This is a genomic window from Citrobacter sp. HN-141 (assembly GCF_033341895.1).
In the GTDB taxonomy this organism is placed as follows: Bacteria; Pseudomonadota; Gammaproteobacteria; order Enterobacterales; family Enterobacteriaceae; genus Citrobacter.
Genome location: NZ_JAWPBF010000029.1, coordinates 1 through 19,426 on the forward strand (window position 1 = coordinate 1; position 19,426 = coordinate 19,426).

21 protein-coding genes and 1 riboswitch are annotated in these 19,426 nt (G+C 54.0%); of the genes, 12 read left to right on the forward strand and 9 right to left on the reverse strand.

Annotated features, from left to right (window positions below; all coding sequences use genetic code 11):
- Positions 1-397 precede the first annotated feature (397 nt).
- Both purH and purD read left to right on the forward strand, forming a co-directional pair.
- Entirely contained in the window at positions 398-1,987 is a 1,590-nt protein-coding gene (purH, locus tag RYZ59_RS23025) for a bifunctional phosphoribosylaminoimidazolecarboxamide formyltransferase/IMP cyclohydrolase (protein WP_318050945.1), read from the forward strand.
- A 15-nt stretch (positions 1,988-2,002) separates the two neighbouring features.
- On the forward strand, positions 2,003-3,292 hold the full coding sequence (gene purD, locus RYZ59_RS23030; RefSeq protein ID WP_318050943.1) for a phosphoribosylamine--glycine ligase: 1,290 nt from the start codon (positions 2,003-2,005) through the stop codon (positions 3,290-3,292).
- Here the strand turns inward: purD and zraR are convergent.
- Entirely contained in the window at positions 3,289-4,614 is a 1,326-nt protein-coding gene (zraR, locus tag RYZ59_RS23035) for a sigma-54-dependent response regulator transcription factor ZraR (protein ID WP_318050941.1), read from the reverse strand. The genes purD and zraR overlap by 4 nt on opposite strands.
- A gap of 5 nt (positions 4,615-4,619) precedes the next feature.
- On the reverse strand, positions 4,620-6,005 hold the full coding sequence (zraS, locus tag RYZ59_RS23040) for a two-component system sensor histidine kinase ZraS (protein ID WP_318050940.1): 1,386 nt from the start codon (positions 6,003-6,005) through the stop codon (positions 4,620-4,622).
- Positions 6,006-6,270: 265 nt separating this feature from the next.
- Between zraS and zraP the strand changes: the two genes are divergently transcribed.
- Positions 6,271-6,708 (forward strand): zinc resistance sensor/chaperone ZraP, encoded by a 438-nt coding sequence (zraP, locus tag RYZ59_RS23045; protein ID WP_318050938.1) that lies wholly within the window; start codon positions 6,271-6,273, stop codon positions 6,706-6,708.
- A 75-nt stretch (positions 6,709-6,783) separates the two neighbouring features.
- Here zraP and RYZ59_RS23050 read toward each other — a convergent pair whose 3' ends face one another.
- From RYZ59_RS23050 to nudC, 6 genes are all read right to left on the reverse strand, one after another.
- Complete coding sequence (locus RYZ59_RS23050) at positions 6,784-7,479, reverse strand: DUF1481 domain-containing protein (RefSeq protein WP_202039642.1); 696 nt, start codon at positions 7,477-7,479, stop codon at positions 6,784-6,786.
- An 11-nt stretch (positions 7,480-7,490) separates the two neighbouring features.
- Positions 7,491-7,763, reverse strand: a complete 273-nt coding sequence (gene hupA / locus RYZ59_RS23055; RefSeq protein ID WP_001044509.1) for a nucleoid-associated protein HU-alpha — start codon at positions 7,761-7,763, stop codon at positions 7,491-7,493.
- 186 nt (positions 7,764-7,949) lie between these two features.
- Positions 7,950-8,540, reverse strand: a complete 591-nt coding sequence (locus RYZ59_RS23060) for a YjaG family protein (RefSeq protein WP_003842015.1) — start codon at positions 8,538-8,540, stop codon at positions 7,950-7,952.
- A 33-nt stretch (positions 8,541-8,573) separates the two neighbouring features.
- Positions 8,574-9,254, reverse strand: a complete 681-nt coding sequence (nfi, locus tag RYZ59_RS23065; protein ID WP_318050936.1) for a deoxyribonuclease V — start codon at positions 9,252-9,254, stop codon at positions 8,574-8,576.
- Between the two features lie 9 nt (positions 9,255-9,263).
- Positions 9,264-10,328, reverse strand: a complete 1,065-nt coding sequence (gene hemE, locus RYZ59_RS23070) for a uroporphyrinogen decarboxylase (RefSeq protein ID WP_318050934.1) — start codon at positions 10,326-10,328, stop codon at positions 9,264-9,266.
- Between the two features lie 50 nt (positions 10,329-10,378).
- Entirely contained in the window at positions 10,379-11,152 is a 774-nt protein-coding gene (gene nudC / locus RYZ59_RS23075; RefSeq protein ID WP_003033074.1) for an NAD(+) diphosphatase, read from the reverse strand.
- A gap of 96 nt (positions 11,153-11,248) precedes the next feature.
- On the opposite strand from nudC, the gene RYZ59_RS23080 reads away from it, so the two are divergent.
- The 7 genes from RYZ59_RS23080 to thiH all read left to right on the forward strand — a co-directional run bounded on the left by RYZ59_RS23080 (position 11,249) and on the right by thiH (position 17,362).
- Complete coding sequence (locus RYZ59_RS23080) at positions 11,249-11,737, forward strand: Rsd/AlgQ family anti-sigma factor (RefSeq protein ID WP_003826892.1); 489 nt, start codon at positions 11,249-11,251, stop codon at positions 11,735-11,737.
- A 50-nt stretch (positions 11,738-11,787) separates the two neighbouring features.
- Positions 11,788-11,910: riboswitch (TPP riboswitch) on the forward strand.
- A gap of 84 nt (positions 11,911-11,994) precedes the next feature.
- Entirely contained in the window at positions 11,995-13,893 is a 1,899-nt protein-coding gene (gene thiC / locus RYZ59_RS23085; RefSeq protein WP_318050932.1) for a phosphomethylpyrimidine synthase ThiC, read from the forward strand.
- The gene (gene thiE, locus RYZ59_RS23090; protein ID WP_318050931.1) at positions 13,893-14,528 is read left to right on the forward strand and encodes a thiamine phosphate synthase; all 636 of its coding nucleotides are present in this window, start codon (positions 13,893-13,895) and stop codon (positions 14,526-14,528) included. The genes thiC and thiE overlap by 1 nt, the downstream gene beginning before the upstream one ends.
- Entirely contained in the window at positions 14,521-15,279 is a 759-nt protein-coding gene (locus tag RYZ59_RS23095) for a HesA/MoeB/ThiF family protein (protein ID WP_318050929.1), read from the forward strand. The genes thiE and RYZ59_RS23095 overlap by 8 nt, the downstream gene beginning before the upstream one ends.
- Positions 15,260-15,460 carry a sulfur carrier protein ThiS gene (thiS, locus tag RYZ59_RS23100; protein ID WP_016155307.1) on the forward strand — a complete coding sequence of 67 codons (201 nt, stop codon included), beginning with the start codon at positions 15,260-15,262 and terminating at the stop codon, positions 15,458-15,460. The genes RYZ59_RS23095 and thiS overlap by 20 nt, the downstream gene beginning before the upstream one ends.
- Position 15,461: 1 nt before the next feature.
- Positions 15,462-16,232: a thiazole synthase gene (gene thiG, locus RYZ59_RS23105; protein WP_318050928.1), complete on the forward strand. Its 771-nt coding sequence runs from the start codon at positions 15,462-15,464 to the stop codon at positions 16,230-16,232.
- Positions 16,229-17,362 carry a 2-iminoacetate synthase ThiH gene (gene thiH, locus RYZ59_RS23110; protein ID WP_318050926.1) on the forward strand — a complete coding sequence of 378 codons (1,134 nt, stop codon included), beginning with the start codon at positions 16,229-16,231 and terminating at the stop codon, positions 17,360-17,362. The genes thiG and thiH overlap by 4 nt, the downstream gene beginning before the upstream one ends.
- Before the next feature lie 119 nt (positions 17,363-17,481).
- Here the strand turns inward: thiH and cspA are convergent, their stop codons facing one another.
- Positions 17,482-17,694, reverse strand: coding sequence for an RNA chaperone/antiterminator CspA (cspA, locus tag RYZ59_RS23115; protein ID WP_005132883.1), 213 nt, complete (start codon positions 17,692-17,694; stop codon positions 17,482-17,484).
- A gap of 1,093 nt (positions 17,695-18,787) precedes the next feature.
- Here cspA and RYZ59_RS23120 point away from each other — a divergent pair.
- Entirely contained in the window at positions 18,788-19,093 is a 306-nt protein-coding gene (locus tag RYZ59_RS23120) for a PTS sugar transporter subunit IIB (RefSeq protein WP_103772092.1), read from the forward strand.
- Positions 19,094-19,097: 4 nt separating this feature from the next.
- On the forward strand, positions 19,098-19,415 hold the full coding sequence (locus RYZ59_RS23125) for a PTS lactose/cellobiose transporter subunit IIA (RefSeq protein WP_137383233.1): 318 nt from the start codon (positions 19,098-19,100) through the stop codon (positions 19,413-19,415).
- The last annotated feature ends 11 nt before the right edge of the window (positions 19,416-19,426 follow it).

Genomic DNA, 19,426 nt, shown 5'->3' on the forward strand with positions numbered 1-19,426 from the left:
TTTCTCTTCAACCGAACCGGCTGTTTGTGTGAAGTGATTCACATCCGCCGTGTCGATGGAGGCGCATTATAGGGAGTTTCCCTCAGCCCGCAACCCTTAAATGACAGAAAAATGACTGACTGCTGCAATCCCCAGCAAAAGCCCGTCTTATACCCATTTACACACAGAGTTATCCACAAAAATAAGGATCTCTTTCGAGAGTCACTTGGTTTTATCCCTTATCAATAGAGATGAAATAATGGAATTGGGGGAAAGAGAAAAATTCGCGAGCGTTGCGCAAACGTTTTCGTTACAATGCCCCCGCACAACAAGGATGCCCCGTAAGGGGCGTTAGCTGAGTTTTTACGCAAGAATTCACCTAACGCTCTCTGTAATAGTCAAATCCAGGGGATTTACCATGCAACAACGTCGTCCAGTCCGCCGCGCTCTGCTCAGTGTTTCTGACAAGGCCGGTATCATCGAATTCGCTCAGGCACTTTCCGCACGCGGTGTGGAGCTGCTGTCTACAGGTGGCACTGCGCGCCTGTTAGCGGAGAAAGGTCTGCCAGTGACCGAAGTTTCCGATTACACCGGCTTCCCGGAAATGATGGATGGACGCGTGAAGACCCTGCATCCGAAAGTCCACGGCGGCATTCTTGGTCGTCGCGGTCAGGATGACGGAATTATGGAACAGCACGGCATCGCCCCTATCGATATGGTTGTCGTTAACCTTTACCCATTTGCCGAAACCGTGGCACGCGAAGGTTGCTCGCTGGAAGATGCAGTAGAGAACATCGATATCGGTGGCCCAACCATGGTGCGCTCCGCCGCCAAGAACCATAAAGATGTTGCCATCGTGGTGAAGAGCAGCGACTACGACGCCATTATTAAAGAGATGGATGCTAACGAAGGCTCTCTGACCCTCGACACCCGTTTCGATCTCGCAATTAAAGCCTTCGAACACACAGCCGCCTACGACAGCATGATTGCCAACTACTTCGGCAGCATGGTTCCGGCTTACCACGGTGAGAGCAAAGAAGCCGCCGGTCGTTTCCCGCGTACGCTGAACCTGAACTTCATTAAGAAGCAGGATATGCGCTACGGCGAGAACAGCCACCAGCAGGCTGCCTTCTATATAGAAGAGAATGTTAAAGAAGCGTCCGTTGCCACCGCACAGCAGGTACAGGGCAAAGCGCTTTCCTACAACAATATCGCCGATACCGACGCGGCGCTGGAGTGCGTGAAAGAGTTCAGCGAGCCAGCCTGTGTGATCGTTAAGCACGCTAACCCGTGTGGCGTAGCGGTAAGTACCTCTATTCTGGACGCGTACGACCGCGCCTATAAAACCGACCCGACTTCCGCGTTCGGCGGCATCATCGCTTTCAACCGGGAACTGGATGCCGAAACCGCACAGGCAATTATCTCCCGTCAGTTCGTGGAAGTGATCATCGCCCCGTCCGCAACCGAAGACGCACTGAAAATCACCGCCGCCAAACAGAACGTTCGCGTTCTGACCTGCGGCCAGTGGGCACAACGTGTACCGGGCCTCGACTTCAAACGCGTTAACGGCGGCCTGCTGGTTCAGGACAGGGATCTGGGTATGGTGAGCGAAAGCGAACTGCGAGTGGTGTCTAAACGCCAGCCGACCGAGCAAGAGCTGCGCGATGCGCTGTTCTGCTGGAAAGTGGCGAAGTTCGTGAAATCCAACGCCATTGTTTATGCCAAAGAGAACATGACTATCGGCATAGGCGCCGGCCAGATGAGCCGCGTGTACTCCGCGAAAATCGCTGGGATTAAAGCGGCTGACGAAGGTCTGGAAGTAAAAGGCTCCGCCATGGCCTCTGACGCCTTCTTCCCGTTCCGCGATGGTATTGATGCCGCTGCCGCCGTTGGCGTGAGCTGCGTTATCCAGCCCGGTGGTTCTATCCGTGATGACGAAGTCATTGCCGCTGCCGATGAACACGGTATCGCGATGATCTTTACCGACATGCGCCACTTCCGCCATTAATCCACGGAGCAGACGATGAAAGTATTAGTGATTGGCAACGGCGGGCGCGAGCACGCCCTGGCCTGGAAAGCGGCGCAGTCGCCGCTGGTCGATACCGTTTTTGTTGCACCGGGTAACGCGGGCACCGCACTGGAACCTGCACTGCAAAACGTGGCTATCGCGGTAACCGATATCCCTGCACTGCTGAGCTTTGCCCAGAACGAGAAGATCGATCTGACCATCGTTGGTCCGGAAGCGCCGCTGGTAATTGGCGTAGTCGATGCTTTCCGCGCCGCCGGTCTGAAAATTTTCGGCCCAACCGAAGGTGCTGCACAACTGGAAGGCTCCAAAGCCTTCACCAAAGATTTCCTCGCCCGTCATCATATCCCGACCGCGGAATATCAGAACTTCACTGAGATTGAGCCAGCGCTGGCCTATCTGCGTGAGAAAGGCGCACCGATTGTTATCAAAGCCGACGGTCTGGCCGCCGGTAAAGGCGTTATCGTGGCGATGACGCAGGAAGAAGCCGAAGCCGCCGTTCATGACATGCTGGCAGGAAACGCTTTTGGCGATGCGGGCCACCGCATTGTTATCGAAGAGTTCCTCGACGGCGAAGAAGCGAGCTTTATCGTGATGGTCGACGGCGAGCACGTGCTGCCGATGGCCACCAGCCAGGACCACAAACGCGTGGGCAACGGCGATACCGGTCCGAATACCGGCGGGATGGGGGCTTACTCCCCTGCCCCGGTGGTGACTGATGAAGTGCACCAGCGCACCATGGAACGCATCATCTGGCCAACCGTAAAAGGCATGGCGGCGGAAGGGAATACCTACACTGGCTTCCTGTATGCGGGCCTGATGATCGACAAGCAGGGCAATCCGAAGGTTATCGAGTTCAACTGCCGCTTTGGCGATCCGGAAACCCAGCCGATCATGCTGCGCATGAAGTCGGATCTGGTGGATCTTTGCCTGGCCGCCTGCGAGGGCAAGCTGGATGAGAAAACCTCCGAGTGGGACGAACGCGCTTCTCTGGGCGTGGTGATTGCCGCGGGCGGTTACCCGGGCAACTACCACACCGGTGATGAGATCCACGGCCTGCCGTTAGAGGAAATCGAAGGCGCTAAAGTATTCCATGCGGGTACGACATTGTCAGATGACGATCGCGTGCTGACCAACGGCGGTCGCGTACTGTGCGCCACCGCATTGGGGCATACCGTTGCCGAAGCACAGCAACGTGCTTACGCCTTAATGACGGATATTCGCTGGGATGGCAGCTTTAGCCGTAACGACATCGGCTGGCGTGCCATCGAACGCGAGCAGCGCTAACGCGAAATTTTCGCCAGCAGCGTTTTGCGTGTAATACCTAACTGACGGGCGGCTTCGGTTTTGTTGCCGCCCGTTTTGTCCAGCGCCGCCAGGATCACCTCTTTTTCAACATCCACCAGCGGTTGGATCTCACCACTGAACTCTGCTTTTATCGGCGTTGCCGCGATTGCCATCGGCAGCTCACGCTCAGAGATATATTCCCCCGTCAGCAACACTACCGCCCGTTCAATTGCATTTTCCAGCTCGCGAATATTCCCCGGCCAATCGTAGTGGATCAGCAGATCCATCGCCTGTGGCGTAAAGCCTTTCACCGCTTTGCGGTTACGTTCGGCAAAACGCTGGAGAAAATGCTCAGCCAGCAGCGGAATATCTTCCCGACGCTGGCGTAAAGCAGGCATTTCAATGGTGACGACGTTCAGGCGATAGTAGAGATCCTGACGAAAGCGCCCGGCGCTGACTTCTTCCGCGAGGCAGCGATGCGTGGCGGCAATCAGCCGAACATCAACCGCAATAGTCTGGTTGCTGCCAACACGCTGCACTTCCCGCTCCTGGATAGCCCGCAGCAGGCGCACCTGCATCAGCGGCGAGATATCGCCAATCTCATCAAGAAATAACGTGCCGCCATCGGCTTCAACAAAGCGCCCTTCCCGGCGTTTATCCGCACCGGTAAAGGCGCCTTTCTCATGACCAAACAGCTCGGACTCCAGCAGCGACTCATTCAGCGCCGCGCAGTTGAGCGTCACCAGTGGTTTCTCACTGCGTGCGCTGCTGGCGTGTAGCGCCCGGGCCACCAGCTCTTTCCCCGTCCCGGAATCACCATGAATAAGCACTGTGGCGTCCGACGGGGCCACCATCGCAATCTCATTAAGCAGTTGCTGCATCGCCGGACTGTTGCCAATCATGCCAAACTGCGCAGCCGTTGCCGACGGCAGTTCCGCACCGCTTTCCCGCGTATGTGCCAATGCCTTTTCCAGCGTGTCCTGCAGACGGTCAAAATCCAGCGGTTTGATTAAGTAATCCAGTGCACCGGTTTTCAGTGCTTCTACGGCGGTCTCCACGCTGGAAAACGCCGTCATAATCAATACCGGAATCGCCGGATTCAGCGCTTTAATCTCTTTGAGCGTTGCGATGCCGTCCATCTCCGCCATGCGCACATCGCACAACACCAGATCGAAAACATGTTCGTGCACCAGCTCCAGCGCCGCCCGCCCGCTATAGGCCAGCACGACCTCATAACCCCAGCCACGCAGCAGCGCCTGTAAAATGGTGCAGTGGCTGATATCGTCATCTACCACCAGAATAGTGATTTTTCCGCGCGTCATCCTTGTTAATCCTGTTGTTTCGCTTTGGTCGGCAGCCAAAGGGTAAAGGCCGCGCCTTTGCCCTCAACGCTTGCCACCTGAATGGTACCACCGTGCTGTTCGACTATGTTCTGCACAACCGCCAGCCCCAGCCCCGTACCATCGGCTTTGGTCGTAAAGTAAGGTGTAAATATCGCCTCCAACTGCTCAGGTGCAATTCCCTTTCCGCTATCGGCAACCACAATTTTAACGCGTTCGGCGCTGCTTTCACTCGCTTCAACCGTAATCGTGCCCTGGTGACCAATCGCATGAATGGCGTTCAGATACAGGTTCAGCAGGACCTGCGTCAGCCGGTCAGGATCGGCCTGAATGGTTGGTAGTGCAGGATTTACCGTAAACCGTAACTGAATTTCCCGACTTTGAGCATCCTGACTTACCAGATGCAATGAGTGAGTGATGACTTCATTGAGATCCACTTTCTGGAGCGCAAGGTGCGCGGGTTTCACCAGTTCAAGGAGTTCGCTCACCACTCGATTTAAGCGGTCTGCCTCTTTCGCCATCACCTGTGCCAGCTCGTGCGACTCGCCTCCTGCTGGGGTTCGTTCGGCAAAATACTTCGCTAAGCCTTTGATCGATGAAAGCGGATTGCGAATCTCATGTGCAACCCCGGCCGCCAGATGCCCAAGCGCCATCAGTTTTTCTTTCCGCTTCATCGCATCCTGCAATTCCTTGTACGAACGCTGATAGCGCTGATACCAGAAGAACGTCAGCACGGTGGCCAGCAGCACGGCCGCCAGCGCAGAGAGGACTATCAGGGTGTTACGCCACTCCCTTGCCTGAGTCGCGGCCAGATCGCTGGCATCAAAGGCGATAAATATGGTTTGTGCAGGGGTGATAAGCTGCCCGTCATTGCTGACGCAGCGTGCCATGCCATGGCGTCCTGGACCATACATCGGCTGAAACTGGCGATAAATTTCCAGGGCCGGCGTTTTTTCACCATCCCTGGCTGGGATTTCAATATTCCGCCAGCTTTCTTGCTCCCTTGGGCTAAGCTGTCGCAGGACATCCGATGAATAGAGCGTTTTACCGACCATCGCGGAATTGCTGTGGGTAATAATGACGCCATGTTCATCAACAACGGCAAACCATAACACACCGGGTTGTACAGCCATTTCCTCCAGCAGCGTCTGCTGCTGGGCATGATGCATACGCATCCCCATGCCTACGCGCGTACCAGACTCCAGGGCGCGGATCAGCACGCTGCCTTTTTCCAGCAACGTTTGCCGTGCGGCGCCACTTTCCCGCCCATAGTCCCGAATGGTCATAATCGAAAACCAGCCGACCAAAACCAGGATTGCCGCCAGCAAGAGTCGGCTCAACCACTTTGCCACCGTATCCTTATAAAGACGCATACGCTCTCCCTTCACCCGCTAGTTCCTTTCATCGTCGCAGGTATACAGCAGAAATCATGCCATTTTTTCCCCCTGATAACCCTGCCCTCGGACACAAACTGCTGAAAGCCAGCGGGTAAAAATGACCCGCTGGTTACGCTCAGGCGAGTCATTTTTACTCACTTTGCACCAGGCAAACCACGCGTGATGCCTGCAGAACGGGAGTCTCCGGTCTGGCACGGAAGATGCAAAAGGGAATGTAAGCTAACCAACAGGAGAACGAACGATGAAACGGAACAACAAACTGGCACTGATTGCACTCTCTCTTATCGCACTGGGCTCCACCCCGGTACTGGCGCAGAATCACTGGGGATATGGCGACGGAATGCAGCAACGGGGCGGTATGCCAATGACCGCTGAGCAGCAGGCTGCCGCGCAGAAAATCTATGATGATTACTATTCCCAGACCAGCGCGTTGCGTCAACAGCTGACATCCAAACGTTATGAGTACAATGCACTATTAACAGCCAGCTCACCGGACACGGCAAAAATTAATGCCGTAGCAAAAGAGATGGAAGCGTTGAATCAGTCTCTGGACGAGCAGCGCGTTAAACGCGATGTCGCAATGGCGCAGGCTGGCGTGCCACGTGGCGCGGGAATGGGCTACGGCGGATGCGGCGGTAACTATCGCGGCGGTGGTCATATAGGGATGGGGCACTGGTAAAGGACTTAATGCCTGATGGCGCTATGCTAATCAGGCCTACAGATGGATAAGACGCATTTGCGTCACCATCCGACGTTAAAATGTTTTCTCTTTCGGCTGCCAGTGACAAAAATCCTCATTGGCAACCAGCAGTAGCTGGGACCCTTCGGGCGCTTCCAGCCATGCCACGCTCACGTCGACCGACGAGTGGCTCTGGCGGCGCTCAATATGACTTATCGCCCACGAATCTAAATCGGGCTTAATTGTCTCGCCTTCACACGTAGTAACCGTGCGTTCAGCACCATGCCAGCGTCCCTGATGTAAAACCACACGCCCCTGACGCAGCGCATCGCTGGTCTTGCGAATTTGATCGGCACGATAGCGGTACAACGCGATTTGATCGCTGGAAAGCTGCTGCTTTTGCCCGTCGACTTCACGTTGCATGAAACTCAGTTCGCCGCGGTCATCGAAGCGGATGCGAATATGTTCCGGCGGTTTACTGTAAACATTGAGTTCTATCAGAGAGAGCGTATCTCCCTGCCAGCGGTATTCACTGGTGGTGGTATCGCCGTTACGCCACGGACTCAATACCGAGAGCAAGTGAACATCGTCACTGGAATCTTTACGCCAGACGCGTACCGCCCCCTGCTCGCCAACATAACCGCTGGCCGTGAACGGAGGAAGCTCGGAATGACGACTACAGGCCGACAGCAACAGCACACCTGAAAGCCAGAGCGTATGACGCCAGATGGACAAAAGGGGCGAAACCGCCCCTTCGTTAAAACTGTTCACTGCCACGCGAATTACTTAACCGCGTCTTTCAGTGCTTTACCAGAAACAAATGCCGGTACGTTAGCTGCGGCGATTTTGATTTCTTTACCGGTCTGCGGGTTGCGGCCAGTGCGCTCAGCACGGTGGTTCACTTTGAAGGTACCGAAACCAACCAGTTGTACAGCATCGCCTTCTTTCAGAGACTCAGTAATAGCAGCCAGAGTGGATTCCAGAGCAGCTTTAGCCTGTGTTTTAGACAGTTCTGCTTTGTCTGCAATTACATCAATCAGTTGAGTCTTGTTCATAAGTTATCCTTACAATGTGTTTATCGCTTGCTAAGCATCGAGTGCGACGGAAATGCCAGAAAAGCACTCTCCTGCATACACGCACCGATAGCCACTTTTTTTCGCCCCCCAAATGTAGACCAGACGGGGGGCGGATGGGAAGCCTTCAGGCACGACAAATCAGGCGTTAAATCACGTTTTGTTGTGTCATTGCTGAAAATTTATACCAATATTGCTCTCGCCAGCCTCGCGCAGGTCTGCTCGCAGCCCTTTTATCAGCTCAATATCGCGTTCTTCACAGTCAGCCAAAAGTCGGAATATTTCCCACTGAATATCCCATTCTTGCTCAACGGCAGGGTTTTCTTTTAGCTCTTCATCGGTCATTTCGCGACCGGCCTGGGTCATTTCCAGCATCGCGACTGTGGTAATTGAAGCCTTACTGACTTCAATAGCATGTTCCAGCGTTTCGCCACTCAGACGTGAATGCATCAGTTCGCTTAATGCCACGCAGGCATCAATCGCAGGATAAACGCCGTACAGATCGTAATCATCTGCCGACGGGATAGCCTCTTCAAATTTTTCCAGTTGGCTGTCAAAATTGATTTTGGCATCTTTAACCGTCAGCGCTTCCCAAATCAAATCCAGGATTCGACGATAAATCTGCCCATCGCCAAATTCAGTTTGCTTGCAGAACATCGCGTAGTTGGGATACATGCGCTCGCACAGGCAGGCCATAAACGTAACGTGCTGCCAGCTTTCCAGCTTCTCCAGACGCAAGTGAATCGGGTTTTGTAACATGATGAGCTCTCAAATACGGAAATTAGCGGCAGTTTACCCGATATGGGCCTTTTTTGCTGCAAGCCGCGTAAAAGCCGGGCGTTCAGATGCTACCGCATCTGCCCAGCGTGTTGGTTCTGGCAGACGATAGCCGTTCATACAGCGCTGCACCCACACCAGGGCACTGTCCATGCTCACGCGGTGACCCGTAGAGATAAACAACGGATTACAGCGTGCTTTGCTGCGCCAGACCCAGGCCAGCGGCTCACCTTTATCCAGCAGCGGCGCTAGAGCCCCGGGTTCGGCGGCGAGCGGTTCAAATTTGCCGCACAGTCGTTTTTTCGCCACACCAATCGTCGGAACATCCACCAGCAGACCAAAATGACTGGCGACGCCCAGACGGCGAGGATGGGAAATGCCGTGCCCATCGACAAACAGCAGGTCCGGCTTGTGTGACAGCTGTTGCCAGGCGGCCATCAGCGCGGGAGTTTCGCGAAAGGAGAGAAAGCCGGGAATATACGGCATGGTGGTGGCAATACGCGCCACCTTGTATTCAACCAGCTCCAGCGTGGGATATTTCAGCAGGACCATCGCAGCCCGCGTCACTTCACCGCCCTGCTCAAACCCGACATCCGCCCCACCGATCAGATCCGGCGGATCGTTCTTCAGACGATCCTCGCGGATCACTGAAGAGGCCAGTTCAAGCTGCTGTGCGCGTAATGACGCGAGATCCATGATGACTCCTTAGCGGTGGTACTGTTCGGACAACCGATGTACCGCCTCCACAAAGACACCCGCATGTTCCGGCGGCACGTCCTGGTGAATACCGTGACCCAGGTTAAAGACATGACCTTCACCCTGACCGAATCCAGCCAGAATCGTTGCCACTTCTTCTTCGATACGCGCCGGTGGTGCATACAACATCGACGGGTCCATATTGCCCTGTAGCGCCACTTTATGACCAACACGACGACGCGCATCGGCAATGTCAGTGGTCCAGTCGAGACCTAACGCATCACAGCCGGTTTCCGCCATCGCTTCCAGCCACTGACCGCCGCCTTTGGTAAACAGCGTCACCGGTACACGACGACCTTCGTTCTCGCGCAGCAGGCCATCGACGATTTTGTGCATGTAATACAGGGAGAACTGCTGATAGTCGCGACCGGTCAGCACGCCCCCCCAGGTATCGAAAATCATCACCGACTGCGCGCCCGCTTTGATCTGCGCGTTCAGGTACAGCGTGACGCTTTTCGCCAGCTTATCAAGCAACAGATGTAGCGCTTTTGGATCGGCATACATCATCTTTTTAATCACGGTAAACGCTTTGCTACTGCCACCTTCAACCATATAGGTCGCCAGCGTCCACGGGCTGCCAGAGAAGCCGATCAGCGGCACTTCACCTTTCAGCTCACGCCGAATGGTACGTACTGCATTCATCACGTAGCCCAGCTCATCTTCCGGGTCTGGAACGGGCAGTTTTTCCACATCAGCCTTACTGGTGACAGGAGAGGTAAAGCGTGGGCCTTCCCCGGCTTCAAAATAGAGCCCAAGTCCCATCGCATCCGGGATAGTCAGAATGTCCGAAAAGAGGATCGCGGCATCAAGTTTATAGCGACGCAGCGGCTGCAGCGTGACTTCGCAGGCCAGCTCGGCATTTTTGCACAGCGCCATAAAATCGCCCGCTTCGGCACGGGTAGCTTTGTATTCCGGTAGATAGCGGCCCGCCTGGCGCATCATCCATACCGGAGTGACATCAACGGGCTGGCGCAGCAGCGCACGCAGATAACGATCGTTCTTCAGTTCGGTCATTTTTGCAGTTCCTTATTGCGTCAGTCCGTCAGTGTATCACCACTCGCTCTTTACTCGTACTCAGCCCGACACATTGCCACAGTATCTTCAATCAATCGACGCGCGACAGTACCCGGCGGAGGCAAGAGCGGTAAATCGTCATAGCGATACCAGTTCGCTTCCAGCAGCTCTTTCGGGTCGATGACGATTTCGCCGCTATCATACTCCGCCATAAATGCGGTCATCAAAGACTGCGGGAATGGCCACGGCTGAGAAGTGACATAGCGCAGGTTTTTCACCTTAATGCCGCTCTCTTCCATGACTTCACGCGCTACCGCCTGTTCCAAGGTCTCGCCCACTTCGACAAAACCCGCCAGTACGGTATGCACGCCGTTACGATGGCGAACATGTTGGGCAAGCAGGATGGAATCATCTCGGCGAATAGCGACGATTATGCAGGGAGCAATTTGCGGATAATAACGTTCACGGCAGTGGCTACAGAGCATCGCCCACTCCGTTTTACTCGGGTGCATGGGATGGCCGCAGTAGCCGCAGAATTTATGCGAGCGATAGAACTCTGCCAGCTGTACGCCGCGTCCGGCCAGTTGAAACAGGCCAACGTCCTGGTCAATGACCTGGCGCACCGACCCCATATCGTGTCGACGCTGCTGCTGCACCAGCCAGACAGTCTCCCCTTCCCACTCGCCTATTGGCAGCGCGCGCTGACCAATCAGATCAAAACGGGCTGCGTCGCCATAAGGTAGCTCGCCATGAGGTAACCATAACTTTTGCTCATGACTGACGATCCACCAGCCACTATCTAATTTTTCAATTATACGATCCATATCTCTTGCGCAACCTTTGCTTCACAGGCATGTTGTTTACATTATTTTTACATTTACGGGTGAGCAGTTCCTAAACACCATCTTGCGGAGTCAATCATGCTAAACCAGCTGGAAAGCCTGACGGAGCACGTCGGAGGAAGTAATAAACTGGTTGATCGCTGGCTACATGTACGTAAGCACCTGCTCGTGGCTTACTACAATCTGGTTGGCATTAAGCCTGGCAAAGAATCGTACATGCGACTCAATGAAAAGGCGCTGGATGATTTTTGTCAGAGCCTGGTCGATTACCTCTCCACCGGACACTTCAGTATTTATGAACGTATTCTCCATAAATTGGAAGGGAACGGGCAGCTTTTAAAAGCCACAAAAATTTGGCCGCTGCTGGAAGCCAATACGCAGCTGATCATGGACTACTATGATTCCAGCCTGGAAACTGCGATTGATCATGATAACTTCCTTGAATTTCAACAGGTTTTATCGGATCTCGGCGAAGCGCTAGAAGCCCGATTCGTGCTGGAAGATAAGCTGATCATGCTGGTATTTGACGCGATGCACGAGAGTAGCACTCTCAAACGTCATGCTTGAGATTTACGGCATTAACGCGTAGTTTACATTCATTGCCTCTTTACTGAGGTTACTTCTTGTCGGAGTGCTTATTTTCCACAGCAGCATGAGTGGAAAAGGCTGAGACCGTTAATTCGGGATCCGCGGAACCTGATCAGGTTAAAACCTGCGAAGGGAACAAGAGTCAATCTGCAATAGCATCGCCCCCCGGGCGAGCTTATCTCTTGCTTCATCCGTCGTCTGACAAGCCATATCCTTACTTTTATTTGGAATGAGCTATGTCTGCCACTACTAAACCATCACGCCGCGAACAGCGCGCTCAAGCCCAACACTTTATCGATACCCTGGAAGGGACCGCCTTCCCTAACTCAAAACGCATTTATATTACCGGTTCGCAGCCGGATATCCGCATTCCGATGCGCGAAATTCAGCTCAGCCCGACGCTGACTGGCGGTAGCAAAGACAACCCGCAGTTCGAAGAGAACGAAGCCGTTCCGGTATACGACACCTCCGGACCGTATGGCGATCCTGACGTGGCGATTAACGTCCTGCAGGGTCTGACAAAACTGCGCCAGGCGTGGATTGCGGCACGTAACGATAGCGAAGAATTAGACGACCGTAGTTCCGCTTATACCAAAGAACGTCTGGCCGACGATGGCCTGGACGAACTGCGTTTCACCGGCCTGCTGACGCCAAAGCGCGCCAAAGCCGGTAAGTGTGTCACCCAGCTACACTACGCCCGCCAGGGAATAGTGACCCCGGAGATGGAGTTCATCGCCATCCGTGAAAACATGGGCCGCGAGCGCATTCGCAGTGAAGTGCTTCGCCACCAGCATCCGGGGATGAACTTTGGCGCACGCCTGCCGGAAAACATCACACCGGAATTCGTGCGTGATGAAGTAGCCGCGGGCCGCGCGATTATTCCTGCCAACATCAACCACCCGGAATCCGAGCCGATGATTATCGGTCGCAACTTTCTGGTGAAGGTTAACGCCAACATCGGCAACTCTGCCGTCACCTCCTCTATCGAAGAAGAGGTAGAAAAACTGGTGTGGTCGACGCGCTGGGGCGCGGACACGGTGATGGATCTCTCCACCGGCCGCTACATTCACGAAACCCGTGAATGGATACTGCGTAACAGCCCAGTGCCAATTGGTACCGTGCCGATCTACCAGGCGCTGGAGAAGGTCAACGGGATCGCCGAAGATCTCACCTGGGAAGCTTTCCGCGATACGCTGCTGGAGCAGGCCGAACAGGGCGTCGACTACTTCACCATTCACGCGGGCGTGCTGCTGCGCTACGTGCCGATGACCGCCAAACGCCTGACCGGTATTGTCTCACGCGGTGGTTCGATCATGGCGAAATGGTGCCTTTCTCATCACAAAGAGAACTTCCTGTACGAACATTTCCGCGAGATTTGCGAAATCTGCGCCGCCTACGACGTCTCTTTGTCGCTGGGTGACGGCCTGCGCCCGGGTTCAATTCAGGATGCGAACGACGAAGCACAGTTCTCCGAGCTGCATACGCTGGGTGAGCTGACCAAAATCGCCTGGGAATACGACGTGCAGGTGATGATTGAAGGCCCGGGTCATGTACCCATGCATATGATCCAGCGCAACATGACCGAAGAGCTGGAGCACTGCCATGAAGCACCGTTTTACACCTTAGGACCATTGACCACCGACATCGCGCCAGGTTACGACCACTTCACTTCCGGGATCGGTGCGGCGATGATCGGCTGGTTTGGCTGCGCGATGCTGTGCTACGTCACGCCAAAAGAGCACCTCGGCCTGCCGAACAAAGAAGATGTGAAGCAAGGGCTGATTACCTACAAGATTGCCGCCCACGCAGCTGACTTAGCAAAAGGTCATCCGGGCGCGCAGATCCGCGATAACGCCATGTCGAAAGCGCGTTTCGAATTCCGCTGGGAAGACCAGTTTAACCTCGCGCTCGACCCGTTCACAGCCCGTGCCTACCACGATGAAACACTGCCACAGGAGTCCGGCAAGGTCGCCCACTTCTGCTCCATGTGCGGACCGAAGTTCTGCTCGATGAAAATCAGCCAGGAGGTTCGCGACTACGCTGCTGCACAAACGATTGAAGTCGGCATGGCGGATATGTCGGAGAACTTCCGTGCCAAAGGCGGCGAAATCTACCTCAAAAAAGAGGAGGAGTAATGTACCAGCCTGATTTCCCAACCGTGCCGTTCCGCCTCGGGCTTTACCCGGTGGTGGACAGCGTGCAATGGATTGAACGCCTGCTGCAGGCGGGCGTACGTACGATCCAACTGCGCATTAAAGATAAGCGTGATGAAGAGGTCGAAGCCGACGTTATCGCCGCCATTGAACTGGGTCGTTGCTATAACGCCCGGCTGTTTATCAACGACTACTGGCGTCTGGCAATTAAGCACCACGCTTACGGCGTGCATCTGGGCCAGGAAGACCTTGAAACCACCGACCTGAAGGCGATTCAGGCGGCGGGGCTGCGCCTGGGGGTGTCCACTCACGATGATATGGAGATCGACGTCGCGCTCGCCGCTAAACCTTCTTATATCGCGCTGGGTCATGTCTTCCCCACGCAAACCAAGCAGATGCCTTCCGCTCCGCAGGGACTTACGCAACTGGCAAACCATATTGAACGACTAGCGGATTACCCGACCGTCGCCATTGGCGGTATCAGCCTTGAGCGCGCCCCGGCGGTGCTGGCGACCGGCGTCGGCAGCATTGCCGTGGTCAGCGCCATTACCCAGGCGGCTGACTGGCAGACCGCCACGGCGAAGTTATTGGATATCGCGGGAGTGGGCGATGAATGACCGCGACTTTATGCGTTACAGCCGGCAGATCCTGCTCGGCGATATCGCCATTGAAGGCCAGCAAAAGCTACTCGATAGCCATGTGCTGATTGTCGGTTTAGGCGGGTTAGGTTCGCCTGCTGCGCTGTATCTGGCGGGAGCTGGCATCGGCAAACTGACGCTGGTAGACGATGACGACATTCATCTGAGCAATCTGCAGCGCCAGATACTGTTTACCACTGATGATATCGCGCGTTCAAAATCGCAGGTTGCCCAGCAGCGCCTGACGCGGCTCAACCCGGATATCGAACTGGTATCGCTCCAGCAGCGACTGAAAGGCGACGCGCTCCGGCATGCGGTAGCGCGTGCCGATGTGGTGCTCGACTGTACCGATAACATGGCCACGCGCCAGGAAATTAACGCCGCCTGCGTAACACTCGACACCCCGCTCATCACCGCCAGCGCCGTCGGCTTTGGCGGCCAACTGATGGTACTGACGCCCCCGTGGGAACAAGGCTGTTACCGCTGCCTGTGGCCGGAGGATGTAGAGCCTGAACGCAACTGCCGTACCGCCGGTATCGTCGGACCGGTTGTGGGCGTGATGGGCACCTTGCAGGCGTTGGAAGCGATTAAATTGCTCAGCGGTATTGAGACGCCCAGCGGAGAGCTACGCCTGTTTGACGGTAAAACCAGCCAGTGGCGCAGCCTCGCGCTACGACGTGCCAGCGGCTGCCCGGTATGCGGAGGGCAACATGCAGATTCAGTTCAATGATGAGCCGATGCAGTGCGCCGAAGGACAAACCGTCAGTGGGCTGCTCACTGCGCTTAATCAGCTTAAACCGGGTGCGGCACTGGCACTCAATCAGCAGATCCTGCCGCGCGAGCAGTGGGAGCAGCAAATCGTGCAGGAAGGCGACCAGATCCTGCTTTTTCAGGTTATTGCAGGGGGTTGATATGTTACGTATTGCCGACAAAACGTTTGATTCGCATCTGTTCACCGGCACCGGAAAATTTGCCTCATCGCAGCTGATGGTCGAGGCGATTCGCGCCTCCGGCAGCCAACTGGTGACGCTGGCCATGAAGCGCGTGGATTTACGTCAGCACAACGATGCCATTCTGGCGCCGTTGGTAGAAGCTGGTGTGACGCTGTTGCCCAACACTTCGGGAGCAAAAACCGCTGAAGAGGCTATTTTTGCCGCCCACCTGGCGCGTGAAGCGTTGGGCACAAACTGGCTGAAATTAGAAATCCACCCGGACGCCCGCTGGCTGTTACCCGATCCGATCGAAACATTGAAAGCTGCGGAAGCACTGGTGAAACAGGGCTTCGTGGTACTGCCTTACTGTGGCGCTGACCCGGTGCTGTGCAAACGGCTGGAAGAGGTTGGCTGTTCGGCGGTGATGCCGCTCGGCGCGCCCATCGGTTCTAATCAGGGGTTGGAAACCAAAGCGATGCTGGAGATTATTATCCAGCAGGCGACCGTTCCGGTGGTGGTTGATGCCGGCATCGGCGTTCCCAGCCACGCTACGCAGGCGCTGGAGATGGGGGCCGATGCGGTTCTGGTCAACACAGCTATTGCCGTGGCCGACAGCCCGGTGATGATGGCAACCGCCTTCCGCCTGGCCGTTGAAGCGGGCTTGCTGGCACGCCAGGCGGTACCAGGAAGCAAAAGTTCGCAGGCAAGTCCCACCAGCCCACTCACTGGGTTTCTGGAGGCCTTCTCATGAAAACTTTCGCCGATCGCTGGCGACAGCTGGACTGGGACGACATCCGCCTGCGCATCCACAGTAAAACCGCGGCGGATGTGGAACGGGCGATCAATGCCTCGCAACTCACACGCGATGACTTGATGGCCTTGCTCTCCCCTGCCGCCACCGCCTATCTGGAGCCGCTGGCGCAGCGGGCGCAAAAGCTCACCCGCCAGCGTTTTGGTAACACAGTGAGCTTTTACGTGCCGTTGTATCTCTCTAATCTGTGTGCCAATGACTGCACCTACTGCGGTTTTTCGATGAGCAACCGTATCAAACGCAAAACACTGGACGAAGATGAGATACAACGGGAGTGCGCGGCCATCCGCGAGCTGGGTTTCGAGCACCTGCTGCTGGTCACCGGTGAACATCAGGCAAAAGTGGGGATGGATTACTTTCGTCGCCACTTACCCGCTATTCGCCGCCAGTTCGCCTCATTACAGATGGAGGTACAGCCGCTGTCAGAGGCTGAATATGCCGAGCTGAAGACGCTGGGGCTGGATGGCGTGATGGTGTATCAGGAGAGTTATCATGAGGCAACTTACGCTCGTCACCATTTAAAAGGGAAAAAGCAGGATTTCTTCTGGCGCCTGGAAACGCCGGACAGGCTGGGCCGCGCAGGGATCGACAAAATCGGTCTTGGCGCGTTGATTGGTTTGTCCGATAGCTGGCGGGTTGATTGTTATATGGTCGCCGAGCATCTGCTGTGGATGCAGCAACATTACTGGCAGAGCCGTTACTCCATCTCCTTCCCGAGACTACGTCCGTGTTCCGGAGGTGTAGAGCCGGCGTCAATTATGGATGAACGCCAGTTGGTGCAAACCATTTGTGCATTTCGCTTGCTGTCGCCGGACATTGAACTGTCGCTTTCCACCCGTGAATCGCCGTGGTTCCGCGACCATGTGATCCCACTGGCGATCAACAACGTCAGCGCTTTCTCGAAAACGCAACCCGGTGGTTACGCTGATAATCATCCTGAACTGGAACAGTTCTCTCCGCACGACGATCGTCGACCGCAAGCCGTTGCCGACGCATTGATTGCACAGGGATTACAACCCGTGTGGAAAGACTGGGACAGCTATCTGGGAAGGGCGTCTCAGGTGTCGTAAATCTGAGGAGATCGCACAAACGAAAAAACCCGCTTTCGCGGGTTTTTTCTTCACTGTCACTTAACTGCTCAGGCTCTGGCCTTCATCGCTATCGTAAGCGTTCGTGAGATTATCGGCAATTACAGCGCGATAACGTTAACAGCAGACGGACCTTTAGCGCCGTTCTCAACAGAGAACTCCACTTTTTGACCTTCGTCTAATGTCTTGAAATCGTTGCTCTGGATGGCTGAAAAATGCACAAATACATCTTTGCTACCGTCCTGAGGAGTGATAAAGCCGAAGCCTTTATCAGAGTTAAACCATTTTACTAAACCAGTCATTTTGTTAGACATAGATACTTCCTTTCATGTTTTTGAGCCGCTTATGCAGCGAAGATGGCCTGTTTTGCAGAAATTAACTTATGGGGCACTTAGGGAGGAGGCTCATGAAGAAGAGTATCTGAGGATAACGCTTGAACTGAGAACTGCTTTACTAAAACTGCTTGCATAAGGTCTGTGTTCCAAACCGATGTCGCTATAGTAGACTTGCTTCTAATCATTATGCAAGCATTAATTTATTTAATACCCATCAACAGGTGAAATGTTGAGCCAGTGCGGTTGCGCGAAAAGTTAACGCATTGATATACAAATAATAAAAGCCCTGACCGTTGCAGCCAGGGCTTTAAGTTACTACAAACTTCAGATTTAACATTAATAGACTTAACAATTTTGTACTGCTGTTGATACTACATTTTAAATGTACACGTTTATCACTGATAATATTGGATGCTGATACTGACTAACACTTTCCTCTATTTATCGTTAAATAAACCCAGCCAGCTTGATAATAAAACTCAAGAATGGCGACCTAAACAAGTACACTTCCCCTTGCGACATATACTCTTTGATGCGTGGCCTTACTTCCCTTGCAAGCTCTTATAAAAGAAACCTGCCAACATTAACTATTAAATCATGGCCTTACATCGTCGCACTTTTTTCACTACTTTGCGATTAGATAAATCAACTACAGAGCCTGAAAACATTGTCGATGTGCCAGGATAATAACTTCAGCATCGACTATCCCATACAACAGAATATTTCGTGGCCCTTATCGCAACCCCCTATCAAACGCTACTAACACTTACTAATTTAACAGCAAATGACTATTTCTCCGCTGTTAAGTATTAACATACGGGTTTAAAAAACAGTGTCAATACTGTTTTTAATAACATGTCTTTATTGACAGTAATTATTAATATCTACGCCTGAGCACTATGGGAAAAACGGCTTTTTGGGTCAGACCAGGCCGGCCTGAGTCTCATTTGTAACCGGTTTCAGGAAAAATGGCATTTCTTTGTGATGCCAGACACACAATCGTCGCAAAGCGGTTGTTGCTGTTGCCCGCACGAGATAATTATCAAGAAATACCTGTTGATCGAGACTCACTATGAAAAACATCGTTTTATGCTGTGCCGCCGGAATGTCCACCAGCATGCTGGTGCAAAGGATGAAAGATGCCGCCCAGAAAAAAGGCGTCGATGTGACTATCAAAGCAGTCCCGGTGGCTGAGTTTGAAGAAAATATCGCCACTGCAGATATTGTTTTACTCGGTCCGCAGGTTAAGTATGAACAGGCCAAGCTGCAGGCGCTCGCCGACCCGTTAGGTAAAAAGGTCGCCGTTATCGATATGATGGATTACGGCATGATGAAAGGTGATGCCGTACTGGACAAAGCACTGAAACTGCTGGAGTAATGGCATGGAAGAGTTAGAAACAATCATCATGGAATTACTCGTGAATGCGGGTGCTGCCCGCAGCCAGGCCCTCACAGCGCTGCAACTGGCGCGTAAAGGTGATTTCACGGGTGCAGAACAAGCGATGACGGAATCACGCGAGTTCGTTAAACAAGCGCATAAAATTCAGACCCAACTTATCGGTATAGACGAAGGTACGGGAAAGTTACCGGTCAATCTCATCACAGTCCATTCGCAGGACCACCTGATGAATGCCATGGTGATTCAGGATCTGGCCGGCGATATGATTGAGCTTTATCGGCGGTTACCACCGGTAAATTAATGATACAGCCG

Coding starts and splice junctions, on each gene's coding strand:
- zraS (WP_318050940.1), bottom strand. CDS start 6,005: ATGCGTCTTTATAAGGATACGGTGGCAAAGTGGTTGAGCCGACTCTTG.
- cspA (WP_005132883.1), bottom strand. CDS start 17,694: ATGTCTAACAAAATGACTGGTTTAGTAAAATGGTTTAACTCTGATAAA.
- nfi (WP_318050936.1), bottom strand. CDS start 9,254: ATGGATCTCGCGTCATTACGCGCACAGCAGCTTGAACTGGCCTCTTCA.
- nudC (WP_003033074.1), bottom strand. CDS start 11,152: ATGGATCGTATAATTGAAAAATTAGATAGTGGCTGGTGGATCGTCAGT.
- RYZ59_RS23095 (WP_318050929.1), top strand. CDS start 14,521: ATGAATGACCGCGACTTTATGCGTTACAGCCGGCAGATCCTGCTCGGC.
- thiG (WP_318050928.1), top strand. CDS start 15,462: ATGTTACGTATTGCCGACAAAACGTTTGATTCGCATCTGTTCACCGGC.
- thiE (WP_318050931.1), top strand. CDS start 13,893: ATGTACCAGCCTGATTTCCCAACCGTGCCGTTCCGCCTCGGGCTTTAC.
- RYZ59_RS23125 (WP_137383233.1), top strand. CDS start 19,098: ATGGAAGAGTTAGAAACAATCATCATGGAATTACTCGTGAATGCGGGT.
- RYZ59_RS23120 (WP_103772092.1), top strand. CDS start 18,788: ATGAAAAACATCGTTTTATGCTGTGCCGCCGGAATGTCCACCAGCATG.
- purH (WP_318050945.1), top strand. CDS start 398: ATGCAACAACGTCGTCCAGTCCGCCGCGCTCTGCTCAGTGTTTCTGAC.
- zraP (WP_318050938.1), top strand. CDS start 6,271: ATGAAACGGAACAACAAACTGGCACTGATTGCACTCTCTCTTATCGCA.
- zraR (WP_318050941.1), bottom strand. CDS start 4,614: ATGACGCGCGGAAAAATCACTATTCTGGTGGTAGATGACGATATCAGC.
- thiC (WP_318050932.1), top strand. CDS start 11,995: ATGTCTGCCACTACTAAACCATCACGCCGCGAACAGCGCGCTCAAGCC.
- purD (WP_318050943.1), top strand. CDS start 2,003: ATGAAAGTATTAGTGATTGGCAACGGCGGGCGCGAGCACGCCCTGGCC.
- RYZ59_RS23080 (WP_003826892.1), top strand. CDS start 11,249: ATGCTAAACCAGCTGGAAAGCCTGACGGAGCACGTCGGAGGAAGTAAT.
- hemE (WP_318050934.1), bottom strand. CDS start 10,328: ATGACCGAACTGAAGAACGATCGTTATCTGCGTGCGCTGCTGCGCCAG.
- RYZ59_RS23060 (WP_003842015.1), bottom strand. CDS start 8,540: ATGTTACAAAACCCGATTCACTTGCGTCTGGAGAAGCTGGAAAGCTGG.
- hupA (WP_001044509.1), bottom strand. CDS start 7,763: ATGAACAAGACTCAACTGATTGATGTAATTGCAGACAAAGCAGAACTG.
- thiH (WP_318050926.1), top strand. CDS start 16,229: ATGAAAACTTTCGCCGATCGCTGGCGACAGCTGGACTGGGACGACATC.
- thiS (WP_016155307.1), top strand. CDS start 15,260: ATGCAGATTCAGTTCAATGATGAGCCGATGCAGTGCGCCGAAGGACAA.